General features: G+C 44.7%; 13 protein-coding genes. 9 read left to right on the top strand and 4 right to left on the bottom strand.

Annotation, left to right across the window (positions count from 1 at the left end; genetic code table 11):
• Positions 1-5: 5 nt before the first annotated feature.
• Complete coding sequence (locus HY811_00215) at positions 6-872, bottom strand: radical SAM protein (protein ID MBI4833235.1); 867 nt, start codon at positions 870-872, stop codon at positions 6-8.
• Positions 873-1,006: 134 nt separating this feature from the next.
• On the opposite strand from HY811_00215, the gene HY811_00210 reads away from it, so the two are divergent.
• Entirely contained in the window at positions 1,007-1,801 is a 795-nt protein-coding gene (locus tag HY811_00210; protein ID MBI4833234.1) for a class I SAM-dependent methyltransferase, read from the top strand.
• A 40-nt stretch (positions 1,802-1,841) separates the two neighbouring features.
• Here HY811_00210 and rfbB read toward each other — a convergent pair whose 3' ends face one another.
• From rfbB to HY811_00195, 3 genes are all read right to left on the bottom strand, one after another.
• The gene (rfbB, locus tag HY811_00205) at positions 1,842-2,849 is read right to left on the bottom strand and encodes a dTDP-glucose 4,6-dehydratase (GenBank protein MBI4833233.1); all 1,008 of its coding nucleotides are present in this window, start codon (positions 2,847-2,849) and stop codon (positions 1,842-1,844) included.
• An 81-nt stretch (positions 2,850-2,930) separates the two neighbouring features.
• Complete coding sequence (locus HY811_00200; GenBank protein MBI4833232.1) at positions 2,931-4,757, bottom strand: ABC transporter ATP-binding protein; 1,827 nt, start codon at positions 4,755-4,757, stop codon at positions 2,931-2,933.
• A gap of 46 nt (positions 4,758-4,803) precedes the next feature.
• Positions 4,804-5,361 (bottom strand): metal-dependent hydrolase, encoded by a 558-nt coding sequence (locus tag HY811_00195; GenBank protein MBI4833231.1) that lies wholly within the window; start codon positions 5,359-5,361, stop codon positions 4,804-4,806.
• Between the two features lie 161 nt (positions 5,362-5,522).
• Here HY811_00195 and priA point away from each other — a divergent pair, with 161 nt between their 5' ends.
• The 8 genes from priA to HY811_00155 all read left to right on the top strand — a co-directional run bounded on the left by priA (position 5,523) and on the right by HY811_00155 (position 13,733).
• Positions 5,523-7,772: a primosomal protein N' gene (gene priA, locus HY811_00190; protein MBI4833230.1), complete on the top strand. Its 2,250-nt coding sequence runs from the start codon at positions 5,523-5,525 to the stop codon at positions 7,770-7,772.
• Positions 7,773-7,853: 81 nt separating this feature from the next.
• On the top strand, positions 7,854-9,236 hold the full coding sequence (locus HY811_00185; GenBank protein MBI4833229.1) for a tetratricopeptide repeat protein: 1,383 nt from the start codon (positions 7,854-7,856) through the stop codon (positions 9,234-9,236).
• A gap of 87 nt (positions 9,237-9,323) precedes the next feature.
• On the top strand, positions 9,324-9,620 hold the full coding sequence (rpsT, locus tag HY811_00180; GenBank protein MBI4833228.1) for a 30S ribosomal protein S20: 297 nt from the start codon (positions 9,324-9,326) through the stop codon (positions 9,618-9,620).
• 90 nt (positions 9,621-9,710) lie between these two features.
• Entirely contained in the window at positions 9,711-10,418 is a 708-nt protein-coding gene (gene rsmI, locus HY811_00175; protein ID MBI4833227.1) for a 16S rRNA (cytidine(1402)-2'-O)-methyltransferase, read from the top strand.
• A 94-nt stretch (positions 10,419-10,512) separates the two neighbouring features.
• Positions 10,513-10,845 (top strand): hypothetical protein, encoded by a 333-nt coding sequence (locus tag HY811_00170; GenBank protein ID MBI4833226.1) that lies wholly within the window; start codon positions 10,513-10,515, stop codon positions 10,843-10,845.
• Entirely contained in the window at positions 10,835-11,092 is a 258-nt protein-coding gene (locus HY811_00165; GenBank protein ID MBI4833225.1) for a hypothetical protein, read from the top strand. The genes HY811_00170 and HY811_00165 overlap by 11 nt, the downstream gene beginning before the upstream one ends.
• A 17-nt stretch (positions 11,093-11,109) precedes the next feature.
• On the top strand, positions 11,110-12,525 hold the full coding sequence (locus HY811_00160; protein ID MBI4833224.1) for a 4Fe-4S cluster-binding domain-containing protein: 1,416 nt from the start codon (positions 11,110-11,112) through the stop codon (positions 12,523-12,525).
• An 8-nt stretch (positions 12,526-12,533) separates the two neighbouring features.
• Complete coding sequence (locus HY811_00155) at positions 12,534-13,733, top strand: radical SAM protein (GenBank protein MBI4833223.1); 1,200 nt, start codon at positions 12,534-12,536, stop codon at positions 13,731-13,733.
• Positions 13,734-13,747: the final 14 nt, after the last annotated feature.

Below are 13,747 nucleotides of genomic sequence, written 5' to 3'. Positions count from 1 at the left end.
TTGTTTTATAATCCCCTCAGGAATTCCGGACGATAATCGTATTCGCCTTCCAGATACTTATCAATCTCTTCGAGCAGGCGTTTCTTATCCTTATTAAACGTGCCGGCCAGCGGTGCGTAATTGGATGCGTGGTTTGCCCGGAATATCGTATGCTCGGTATCCATGTTTGCCACGACCAGTCTTATTTCCTTTACCATATCTTCCGCTTCGGGCAGTTTGAACTTACCGGATTCATAGTCCTTTGCCAGCGGCGTTCCGGGAACTATCATCAATGTAAGGAGGCTGAAGTAACGCGGGTTCATCGAATTCACCGCCTTGGCGGTATCGATGGCGTGTTCCTTGGATAATTCGTGTCCGCCCAGTCCGATTAATCCGATGACGGACATCTTGATTCCGTTGACCTGCGCTTTGCGCACGGCATTGACCATATCCTCGGCGGTGGCGCCTTTGTTGACCCTCTTCAGTATTTCGTCATTGCCGCTTTCCAACCCAAGGTAACCGATAGTCAGTTTATTATCAGAGAGTTCTTTCAGTTCCGCATCGGATTTCTTTATGATATCGCGGGCGTTGGCGTAGATGCCGACCCGTTGCAAATTTGGGAAAGCCATGTTGAGCGCCTTAAGAATCTGAACGAGACTTTTATTGGGCAAAATCATGGCATCGCCGTCACACAGGAATACCCGCCGGGTATGCGGGATGTATTTATGCGCCATGGCGATATCGGTCAGGATATCATCCATCGCCCGCACGCGGAATTTCTGGTCGTAGGTCCCGCAGAAGGCGCATTTATTATGCGAACAGCCGTAGGTTATCTGCAGAAGATAACTGTCCGCTTCGCTGGGCGGCCGGATTATATTTCCTTTGTATCTCATTGTTAAGTTTATACGATAATAAGATTGTAAGTTGATAAGATTTGTCGCCTTATCAACCTATTAACTTATCATCTAAATTTGTGGATTTTTACACCGCTATCACTATAATAAAATTTCCATAAGGATTCAAGATTATGAATAAATCTTCGTGTGAAACATATTATGACCGGGTGGCGCATCAGTATGACGATTCATACAAAGACGCCTACTGGGAATTTTATAATGCCGTTACCTGGAATAATATAAAGAAATACCTGCCGCGCTTGGAGGGTCGTAAGATTCTAGATATCGGCGGCGGGACGGGAAACTGGGCGCTGAAACTCGCCAAATCAGGATTTGAAGTAACGCTTGCCGATATCTCCCAGAAGATGCTTGATGTGGCAAAGCGAAAAGCGGATGAGGCAGGTTTTTCTGGAAAGATTAGTTTTGCCAAGGCGGATATCTGCGACCTTTCATCTTTTAATCCTGAATCGTTTAGCCTGGTCTTGGCCGAAGGCGACCCTTTGTCATGCTGTGATAATCCGCCCAAGGCAGTTAAAGAATGTTACCGGATTCTAAAGCCAAAGGGATTATTTATCGCATCGGTTGATAACAGGTTCGGCGGGCTTAGGGTGTTCATAGAACAGAATGAGTTGGATGGATTGGAAAAATTGGTGAAAACCGGCGAGACCAACTGGTTTACCCGGAAAGAAGAAGAACAGCATCTCTTGCATTATTTCACGCCGGATGAATTGCGGAACCTGTTTAGCCGGAAAGGATTCGAGGTGGTATCGCTTATCGGTAAGCCGGTATTGCCGGTGAGAGCGAACAGCGAAATACTCAAAGACAAAGACGCTTTCAAACGGCTGTTGGAGTTGGAGCTGAAACTCAATTCAGAAGAAACACTTCTTGGCTCGGCAGGGCATCTGGAGATTGTTGGAAAGAAATAGATTTTCTCTGCGCTCTTTGCGTCTTTGCGGTGAAAAGCATTTACCCGTAGTGTTTTTTGTAGTACTTCAGATACTCTCCGCTTTTTACCCGTTTCCACCATTCCCGGTTATCCTGGTACCACCTGATGGTTTTACGGATGCCTTGTTCAAAGGTGTAAAGCGGTTCCCAGCCGAGTTCCTTTTTTATCTTGGAGACGTCCAGGGCGTACCGGCGGTCATGGCCGGGACGGTCTTTGACGTGTTTTATGAGCGATTCGGGTTTGCCTAATTCACTCAAGATGGTCTTGGTGATTTCGATATTCTGCCGTTCGCATTGTCCTCCGATATTGTAAATTTCTCCCGGTTTGCCTTTGCGGAGAACGAGGTCGATTGCTTCGCAATTATCTTCCACGTAAATCCAGTCGCGGACATTTTTACCGTCTCCGTAAAGGGGCAGGGGTTTTCCTTCCAGCGCGTTGGTGATGAATAATGGTATTACCTTTTCCGGGAACTGATATGGCCCGTAATTATTGCTGCTCCTGGTAATGATTGCTTTATAACCGAAGGTTTTTTCATACGCCTTGACCAATAAATCCGCCGAGGTCTTGCTGGCTGAATAAGGGCTGGAAGGCTCAAGGTGATGCTTTTCCGTGAAGGCCGGCTCTTTTGGATTAAGCGAACCGTACACTTCATCGGTCGAAATCTGGAGAAATCTGGAAACGCGGTATTTCATGGCGGATTCCAGCAATCTTTGCGTGCCAAGGATATTGGTGGCGAGGAATACCGCCGGATTATGGATGCTCCGGTCGACATGGCTTTCCGCGGCAAAGTTTACGATGGCGTCTACCCTACGCTTCAGGATGCTTTCCACGAGTTTCCCATCGGCAATATCGCCTTTTATAAATGTATATCTTCTGTCTTTTGCGATACCTTTCAGATTTTCCGGGTTGCCGGCATAAGTCAAAAGGTCAAGATTGATGATGGAAATATCGCCATGGCGTTTCAGCATATAATGGATAAAATTCGAGCCGATAAACCCGCAGCCGCCGGTTACCAAAATTCTTCTCACAGATAGCCCTCCTATTAAGTATCGAGTAGTGTGTAGTGAGTAGCGAGGGATAAAATTAATTCCCTGGCTACCCGATTCTTGCTATTCGCTTCTCGTATTCCCAAATTGTGTTTCGTATAATTTCTTATAAAGGCCTTCTTTGCTGATAAGTTCCTGATGGATTCCTTGCTGGACTATTTTCCCTTTTTCCAGGACGATAATCTGATTTGCATTTTGCACGGTATAGAGCCGGTGCGCGATGACGAAGGTGGTGCGCTCTTTCATAAGGTTATTAAGGGCATTCTGGACCAGGCGTTCGGCTTCGGAATCGAGTGACGAAGTCGCCTCGTCAAGCAGCAGGATAGATGGATTTTTTAATATGGCGCGGGCGATGGAAATGCGTTGGCGTTCGCCTCCGGATAGTTTTCCTCCGCGTTCCCCGATTTCCGTATCATATCCTTTAGGTAGTCCGGAGATAAAATCATGGATTTGCGCCAGCTTGGCGGCGTTGATTATCGCCTCGTCTGTCGCGTCGCGTTTGCCGTACCTGATATTTTCCTTGATGGTGGTGTTGAAAAGGAAGGTTTCCTGACCGACGATGGCGATGTGGCTCAAAAGCGACTCGCGCTCAACTTTCCTTAAATCAATCCCGTTTATTTCTATCGAGCCTTCAAGCGGGTCGTAAAACCGGGCAATCAGGTCGAGCATGGTGGATTTTCCCGCGCCGGTCGGGCCGACAATCGCCACGATTTCGCCCGCCTTGACCGAAAAACTGATATCACTCAAGACCGATTCAGTGTCATAGGCGAAATGGACATTGTTGAATTTTATGCCCTGGGAAAGAGAGGTTATTTTTATCGTTCCGGTTTCGTCAGCCGCCTCCAGTTTCATTTCCATGAGTTCAAAGATGCGCTCGGCTCCGGCTAACGATTCCTGGATGACATTGATAGATTTGGCAAACAGTCGAACCGGTGCATTAAGGAACATAATAAAGACAATCAGTGTTGCCAGGGTTCCCAGGGACATGATTCCGGATTTTATAAGGTATCCTCCTCCGATAGTAGCCAGTAACAGGGCAACACCGCCGGCAATATGGACAAAAGCTGAACTGAATGCCAGGGCGCGGGCGACTTTCAACATCTTGCGGAAGAAGCCCTCGTTTTCCTTGGCGAATTCCTTGATTTCCTCGTCTTCCATGCGGAAAGATTTGACCACGCGGACACCGGTGAACATCTGGTGCATCGATTCGGTCACGTCGCTTAATTTAACAAGGCTGCCTTTCCTGAATTTGCGCACCCTTTGCCCGATACGCAGAATCGGCCAGGCGAAAAATGGTATGCAGGCTAAAATCAATAGTCCCACCCTGTAATCGACAATCAGCATGCCGATGAATATCATGAGTATTTTAGTCGGTTGAAGGATAATATCGCCGAACAGGATATCCAAAGAACTCTGGGTCGTTGCCACATCATTGGTCACGCGCGATATCAGGTCGCCGGCTTTTTTATCGTTAAAGAACCTGATGGGCATATGGATAATATGCCCGCACAAGGTATTGCGGATGTCCATAAGAGTCCGGAAGGTTACATAACGGTAAAGGTATTCTTTTAGGTAATCCAATAAAGCCAGGAGAAGAATAAGTGGGATTAAAATCATGGTAATCAGGTTAAACGTTTCCCTCATGTCCTTTCCTTCCAGCAGTTTGTTGAAAGGATTCCAGCTTGTTTTGGCGGACGGCAGTTTGATTTCCTTGACGTCAATAGATTTAATCACGATTTTATCCGTAAACGGCTGGAATAGCAGAATCGGCGCGGTGGAAAGTGCCGAATATAGGAGCATCATGATTATTGTGACGATAATCAGCGATGTATACGGCCGGGCAAATTTATACAGCCGACCGATTAAACGGAGGTCTTTATTCTTAAGCATGGGGGTTTATCCTACAATTTGAGGGAGTAAAGGTCAAGTATATAAATCAATGGCGTTGCGTGAGCCTTTTGCGGATGGTTTTAACTATCTGCTCGTCGATTTTACGGGAAAATATGCCGACGAATGAATATCCTTTGTTGCGCGCCAGCCAGATTGTCACAATAATGAAAAATATGGTTGTGGCGAAATTGGGCCAGGCATTTAATGCCCATTGATGAGTCCAAGTGATTTGGAGCTCGGATAAAAATGGCCATAAATAAGGGATAGGCCACTGGTATCCGTCCGGCCCTTTCCCGCCCAGTATATCGCATAATAGATGTATATGGAAGGCAAGGAAGAACAGCGCGCCCGTAGTGAATTTCTTGCGTGCCAGTAAAACGACAATAATCAAGCCGGCAATTGCCGCCAGTATATTGTGCGCCAGGATATGATGGTAACGGGAAAACCAGTCCAGTTTTTTATCGGTAAGAATTTCCGGGATGATGCCGAAGGAATCTATATCAGGCAGGACTCCGCCGATAGTGACTAATATCCGGTCACGGTTTTCAAGGGTGTCTATATTCGCCGCTGACCAGCCGATAAGAAAATGGGTTAAGGGGTTCATTTGCAATCATTATAATAACTGATAATCAGGTATCAATAAAATCATAACATATTACTCTTGACCCCGTTAGAAATAAGTGGTATTGCATTGTGATTAATAAAATTACTCTTACCATAAAATAGACTATTAGAGGATAAAATTTCTAACGGGGCAAGCCTATAATGACATATGCGCAAATAGTTTTCCCGATTCCGTTTGATAAGACATTCGATTACCGCATACCTGATAACCTTAAGGATAAGGTGAAGATAGGGCAGGCAGTGGTGGTGCCTTTTGGAAACAGCATACAGACCGGTTATTGCGTGGCTTTAGCGGATAAGACCGATATTCCATCTGATAAAATAAAGTTCCTAAGTGGTGTTATCGAGGATATCCCGCCGATAAGCGAGCCAATACTGAAACTTGCCAGATGTATTGCTGATTATTACCTGTGCTCCTGGGGCGAGGCGTTGGAGGCGACATTACCTGCGGGAGTACGCAAGGAAAGCGGGGTCAGACAGGGAATATTTGTCGCATTAGATATGCCCCAGGATAAAATAATCCCGGAAATTGATAGACTTAAACGATTGCCTAAGGCCCAAAAGCAGGCGCATATCCTGAATCTTTTGATTTCCAGTGGAGGAGAACTGTCATTTCAGGAAATACAGAAAAAGCTTGGCATAAGCATTTCTCCGATTAATTCACTAAAGCGCGCCAAACTGGTGCGCTTGGAAAAAAGAGATATCTTGTTTGATTCATATCTTTCCGGTTCTGTAACCAAGGAACAACCGTTTCCTCCGACACCTGCACAGGCTGATGCGATAAGCAAGATAAAAGATTCGCTCGCCAAAAACAAGTCCGATACGTTTTTGCTCCACGGCATTACCGGCAGCGGGAAGACCGAAGTATATCTCCAGGTAATAGCCGAAGCGATAAAGAATAATAAACAGGCGATTGTGCTGGTGCCTGAAATCTCGCTTACACCCCAAGCCGTCAGCCGTTTCCGCCGTCGTTTTGATCGTATCGCGGTTTTGCATAGTTACATGACAGAGGGGCAGCGAGCCAAGCAATGGCATAATATCAGGAACGGAGAGATCGACGTGGTAATCGGTGCGCGTTCGGCAATATTCGCCCCGACCAAGAATCTTGGCATAATTGTGATTGATGAAGAGCACGAAACCTCATTCAAGCAGGAAAGCACGCCGCGCTATAACACGCGCGACGTCGCCGTAAAAAGGGCGGAAATTGAAAGAGCAACGGTTATTCTCGGTTCCGCCACGCCTTCTTTGGAAGCATACTATTTCGCGCAAACCGGAAGTTTTTGTTACCTTGAGATCCCGGAAAGAATCGAGAACCGCCCCTTGCCGGCAGTCGAAATAGTTGATATGACCCAGCAGAAGGGTGAGAAGGATAATACGCTGGTTATTTCCAAGCCATTGGAGCTGGCCATCAAGGAATCGCTTAAAGAAAAAGAGCAGGTGATTCTGTTCCTTAACCGGCGCGGGTATATTACGCTGGTGACCTGCCCGAAATGCAAACATATAGTCAGGTGCAAGCATTGCCGGACGGCGTTGACTTATCACAAAAAGATTAACCGGATGATATGCCATCATTGCAATACGGAAACGGATTTGCCGGAGATTTGCCCCGAATGCGCCTATCCGAACCTGAAAAAACTCGGCAGCGGAACAGAACGGGTGGAGGAATATATCAATAAAATATTTAACCCTAAAGAAACCAAGTCGGTTTCAAGAATAAATAGGGTGGATAGTGATATCATGCGCTTGCGCCAGTCAGGTAAAGAAGCTCTTGATGCATTGTGGAAAGGCGAAACCGATATATTAGTCGGGACGCAGATGGTTGCCAAGGGTCTGGATTTTCCGAATGTCACTCTGGTCGGCATAATTTCAGCGGATACCGCATTGTACCTGAAGGATTTCCGTTCGGCAGAGAGGACATTCCAGTTGATTACGCAAGTCGCCGGCCGGACCGGCCGGGGAGCAAAAGGCGGGCGGGTAATCGTCCAAACAGTCAATCCCCAGCATTACAGCATTATCCACGCCAGCCGTCATGATTACCGTTCATTTGCGGCTGAGGAGTTGAAATACCGGAAAGCTTTTCTTTACCCGCCTTACAGCCACCTTTTGCGCATTTTGATGGAAGGGAAAGATGAAGCCAAAACGGAAGTTTACGGAAAACAATTAGCGGGGAAGATAAAAGAATTTATCGGTGATGACAAAGATATTGAGATATTAGGCCCCGCTCCGTGCCCTTGGGAACGGATAAAGAATCATTACAGGTGGCAGATTGTAATTAAATCCAAAACCGCCGATTTTATCCATAAACTTTATCATGTTTATCGGAAAGATTTTAACAGCACTTCCAAGTCAATAAGACTGACGCTGGATATCGACCCGTTAAATCTCTTGTAATCTCAAGAGTTTTGTTTTTACTTGACAGAATAAAAAAATCGGCTTATAGTATCTTATTTAATACGTTAAAACGAAAGAAATATGGTTGATATAGATAAAATATTCAGCAAGGCCCAGGAAGCCTTTGATAAGAAAAACTACGATTACGCCATCGATTTATCCAAACATATTCTGGAAATGGACCCGTCGCATGCCGAAGCGAGGTATATTATCAGGGCAAGCATCGTAAAGAGCTACGAAATAAAAACCGGCAGTATTCCGAACGGGACCGGCGCGGCTTTATCCGCGTTCATCCCAATGGTGAAATTATTTTTCTACGGGTTGCTCAACAAGAAAACACTCGATGTAATAAACACCTGTGAGGCATATCTGGCGAAAAACCCGATCAGTATCTGGGGGCGGACTAGGCTGGCAAGCGTTTTATACCAGATGAACTATGTGGACAGCGCTATCCGTGAATACGAGGGAATCATTGGCCTGGCCCCCGACCATCTGCCTTCGCTTAAGGCGCTGGGAGAGCTTTACCGTTCCAAAGAAGATGTCAAAAAAGCCATGGAATGTTACCGCAAGGTGTTTTCCCTTAACCCGTCCGATCCGGATGCTCCGCGCGCCATGAAAGATTTAGCGGCGCTGACTACCATCGAAAGAGGCGGATGGGCGACTGCCAAATCATCGCGCGATGTCATAAAGGATAGGGATAAAGCCGTGGAACTCGAAAAAGCCGGCCAGCTCGTAAAAGGCGATGTAGATGGTGAAATAAAGAGACTGGAAGCAATCATTGACGAAAATCCGGACAGCCCGCAGAATATTGTCTCATTGAAGAAAATAGGGGAGTTGTATATACAGAAAAAGAAATATGATAAAGCCTTGGAAACATACCAGAAAGCCGCTAAAATCAGCCCTTCGGATGGGATGCTTGCGATGCGTATCGGGGATATAAAAATAATGAATTTTGACAAGGAAATTGCCCAATTGCAGAAAGAAGCGACCATGAATCCGGATAACCAGGCATTGAAAACCAAGGCAGACGCACTTAAGGCGGAAAAACGCAAGTTCCAGATAGAAGAATATCGCAGCAGGGTGAAGGCGCATCCGACCGATATGACGCTCCATTTCCAGCTGGCCACGGCCCTTTATGCCGCCGGTGAAATAGACGAGGCAATCACCGAATTCCAGATGGCCGCGCGCGACCCAAAACGGCGCGTTGCTTCCTATAGATACCTGGGCGAAGCATTCATCAGGAAAAAACACTATGACCTGGCAATCACGCAGTTTAAAAAGTCATTGGAAGCCGGTGCATTAACCACGGAGCAAACCAAGGAATTGCGTTATCTTTTAGCCCGGGCTTATGAGGATAACAAGAACATCAAAGAAGCCGTGGAAGAATTCAAGAAAATACTGGAAATAGATTTTAATTATAAAGACGCTTCAAAGAAAGTGGAAAAATATAAGGATTTTGCATAAAAACAAGAAAATCGTTCCACGATAACTTTAATCAGATTTTCAGTGGTTAGGACTATAGTCTTAAACCACAAGAAAGGAAATTAAAACATGGCGCATTCTTTATCAGCACAAAAAAGGGCCAGGCAAAACGAGAAAAGAAAACTTCTTAACAAACAAGTCAAAAGCCGGGTAAAAACTGCCATGAGGTCTATCCGCGAGACTATTGCCAAGCACCAGTCGGAAAAATCTGGTGCGAAAGCAGATCTGGGGCCGGTTTATTCTTCCTTGAGGCGTGTTTTTAAGGTCCTCGATAAAGCCGCCGGCAGCAGGGTAATCCATAAAAATAAGGCCTCCCGCCTTAAAAGCCGCTTGGCTTTAGCGGTAAATAAAATCGGCAAGAAATAATCCCGCGGCAAAAATCTGATACTCTGCGTAGCGAAGCGGAGTCCCGATGAACATCGGGGATATTCCGATATTCTGGTAATTTAATATTCTATGCCAGGCATATTATATATTGTCAGCACGCCTATCGGCAATCTGGAAGATATCACATTACGCGCTTTACGCATACTCAAAGAAGTCGATGCGATTGCCAGTGAAAACGTGAATACCACCCTTAAATTATTGGCGCGATATGAAATAAAAAAGCCATTAATCAGCTATACCGAACATAAATGGTATACCTCATCTACTCCTCATAAGCTTAAACAGCAGGGTATAATCATGGAGAAACTGCTTAACGGGGAAAATATTGCGCTGGTTTCCAGCGCCGGGACGCCTTTGATTTCCGACCCCGGTTACGAACTGATAAACCAGTCCCTGGAAAATAATATCAAGGTCATTCCAATCCCCGGAGTAAGTGCGGCTGTAACAGCGCTTTCCGTTTCAGGACTGGCGACCGACCGTTTCCTGTTTGAGGGGTTTTTGCCCCTAAAGAAATCAAAGAGACATAAGAGATTGCTTGATGCAAACGCGTCTAATGCCACCATGGTGTTTTATGAAAGCCCGTACCGGCTTGTCAAGACACTGAAAGAAATGTGCGACTGTTTTGGAGGAAGCCGGAAGGCGGTTATCGGGCGTGAAATGACAAAGCTGTATGAAGAAACTATCCGCGGGACGCTGGATGAGGTCATCGCGCGGATGGAAAAGCAAGCCGTGCGCGGCGAATGCACCATCGTAGTTGAGAAAGCCCCAAGCGAATAGCCTTAAGCGGTAAGATGGAATAAGCATCCGGCAGATAAAAGGTTTGACAAAATATAATCTTTTATTATAATGATAATATAAAAGGAGGAAGAAGATGGGAAATTATACATTAGGTAAACAATCGGTAATCATAAATGTTGATGCATCCCTTTACAGCAAAGAAACAACGTTGGCTGCGGCATACGCCATGTTGGGGAAGGCGCACATCATTGTCGGGAAAGCCGAAGGGGAAAACGGCAGATATGTGATTAAATTAACCCCTCTGGAAGGGAAACCCACTCCTAAAAACCTGGAAGAGCTGGCCAAGGAATATAACGACCAGCTGGTGAATTACGCGATGTTTTACCAGGAATCGGCCAAGAATGATGAATTGAGGAAAGTGCTGATTGCGACAGCTTTATATGGAGTGCAAAAAAGTGGCAAGTGATTTTAAAAACTACGTCATAGGGAAAGGGAAAGTTATCATCTCTCTGGAGAAGGCTATTTATACCAAAGGCATGATTGAAGGCGCGAAAGAGGCGCTAAGCGGTGAGTGCAAGGCTGGAATTAAAAATTGCAAGGATGCCTATGAAATAACCCTGACGCCTAAATCAAAGAAGGCCGACCTCGAGGAAATGGCCGTGTTATTTAATGATGCCCTTATCAGCAATTTTACCCTATTCCCGGTTTCTTAATTAATAAGAAAAAAAATATGGCAAACTACATAGCAGACGTGATGGCGAAGAAAATAGACGGCAAATACATGGTCAGCACTATCTCGGGCGCCTGGGATATATTGACGCCGGAGGAATATAACCTTATGATGACCGGCCGCGCCGAACAAAATTCGGAGTTATATAAAAGGCTTGATGAAGAAGGCATTATTATCACTAAAAATAATCTTGACCTTATAAAAGCAGGGGTGCGCCAGAGATATTCATTTCTTTGCGAACCTGTTACGCTTCATATTGTAGTTGTTACAAACCGTTGCACTCACCAATGTATTTATTGCCACTCCGCCTCGCCAAAAGAAGAAAAAAGCAGTTCGTCAAACATGTCGAAAAAAACCGCCGATAAAATAACTGATTTTATTCTTTCTGTCCCATCCAGGAATCTTGCCTTAGAGTTTCAAGGAGGCGAATCTCTCTTGAATCTTAAGACAGTCATATATATAGTCAGAAAATTGGGGAAAAATAAAGGCAATAAAAAAATACTCTGTCGCATGGCAACGAATTTATCCAATATGACCGTAAAAATCTTTGATGAACTCATAAAATCAGGCATAAAACCGTTCACGTCTCTGGACGGGCCAAAATCTCTGCATGATAAACAGCGTGTGCTCGGCAATAAAAGCAGTTATGATAATGTCGTTAAGTGGATAAAATATGCCAGGGAAAGATTCAATGAGAGAATACATGCTCTAACCACCATTACTCGATATTCACTGGAATACGGAGCAAAAGCTATTATTGACGAATACCTGAAGCAAAAAATTTATACAATTAGGCTTAGGGAGCTAAATCTCTGCGGCGTGGCTATTTCTAACTGGAAGCAAATAGGTTATTCACCCGAGGAGTTTTATAAATTCTGGAAACAAGGCGTTGACTATTGCATCAATCTTTATGAAAAACAGGGAATCCCCATGAAAGAAGGCTCAATTACAACTATTTTGGAAAGATTGCTTAGCCCTACCGGAGGTGATTATATGTGCTTTAGGAGTCCCTGTGGAGCCGGTATTAACCAAATATCTTATGATTCATCAGGAAATATATATTTCTGCGACGCTTCGCGCGGTTATGGGGAAGATTTCATAATCGGAGACGTATATAACATGACTTATGATAATTTAGTTGAAAAAACCAAGGGCCTGCGCGGGTTAAGCAATCTGGTTAATTCCTGCCGCCAATGCATCTGGGCTCCTTATTGCGGAACGTGCCTTCTACGCTCTTCGGGAAGCAAAGAAGGGTTTATCCCAATTAAACAGCGTGATTTTCACTGTAAATTGCGGCAGCTGCAATTGCAATACGTCATGAATCTGTTAATGGGCGAGCATAAAGATACTTTACTGGAATGGTGGACCGCCGCTACTAATATCACAAAAAGAGAATCATCGGAACAGCGGCAATAAATTTTCTTATGATTACTCCTCAATATAAATTATATCCAACCGCTTCTTTTCATCAGAAATTAACTCTTTCCGGAAAGAATTTCGCCGACTTCGTAAAAAAACTGCAACCGGATACGGATATTCATATCAGGTTGAAAGGTTTATCCGGAAGAGCGGAGCGTTTTGTTCTGTTTGCTTTATCCGGCTACCAAAGATGTTACCCGCAAAGAAAGATCAATATCAAAAAACAGAGTAAATGTTATCAGATGGAATCTTTTCAGACCGCACCTTCTTCTTTTAAACCGCGTTTTTTGCTTAACCTTCAGATTACCGGAAAATGCAATTTCGCCTGCAAACACTGCTATAACCAAAATAAAAGCAAACACGTAAAATCCTCTTATCTGACGCTTGAGGTCATCGAAAAAATGTGCCGGCAGTTTTTGTCTGTCCGGCGTGCCGCTGATTTCAAGCACAGGGCTATTTATCTTTTGGGAGGCGAGCCGTTTCTCCACCCACAGTTACCGGAAATAATAACCATGATCAGCAAAATAAAAGTAAGCGGATTGTATTTTAACTATGTTGCCTTAAGCAGCAACGGATTGCTTGTCCCTAAAAATATAGATCTCTTAAAGCGCGGCCGCGACTTGTTTGAAATATTCCCTGTCCAGATAAGCATCGACGGTGATAAAAAAACATATCCTAAAATACGCGGGCGTAAAATTGATATCGCATTAAAAGCTTTGGATATCCTGGCCAAAAACAATATTATCAGACAAATATCATTTACCGTATCAAAGCAAAATAGATTTAACATAGAATATATCCTGGAATTATGCGAAAAATATAATGCAACCCCTCATATTACCCCATACGCACCGTTCAATCCTGATTTAGAAGTTCTATCACGCGCAGAATGGGAAACTTTTAAGTTGGCCGTAATCGGGATGCTAAAAAAAGAATATCGCGGAGTTTGCGGTTTTGAAAGAGGTTGCGCCATCGGATGGAACGGCATATCCGTTGATTCTGAAGGCTATATCATCGGCTGCCCGCGCGATCCGCAAATAGTGGGGCATATTGATAAGATTCCCTTAGATGACGGAAAACTCTGGCGTACTGGCCAGCAAGGGCCGTTTGTATTCTACGGGCGATGCGGAAAATACATGAAAAACGATTTTGCCGAACAAAGAAAAAACGGATTATTGCCTTTATCAGTAAATAATTACAATTAACATAGGAGTTTTTT

It is taken from the genome of Planctomycetota bacterium (genome assembly GCA_016207825.1).
Taxonomy (GTDB): domain Bacteria; phylum Planctomycetota; class MHYJ01; order JACQXL01; family JACQZI01; genus JACQZI01.
This window is presented reverse-complemented; position numbering and strand designations above follow the sequence as displayed.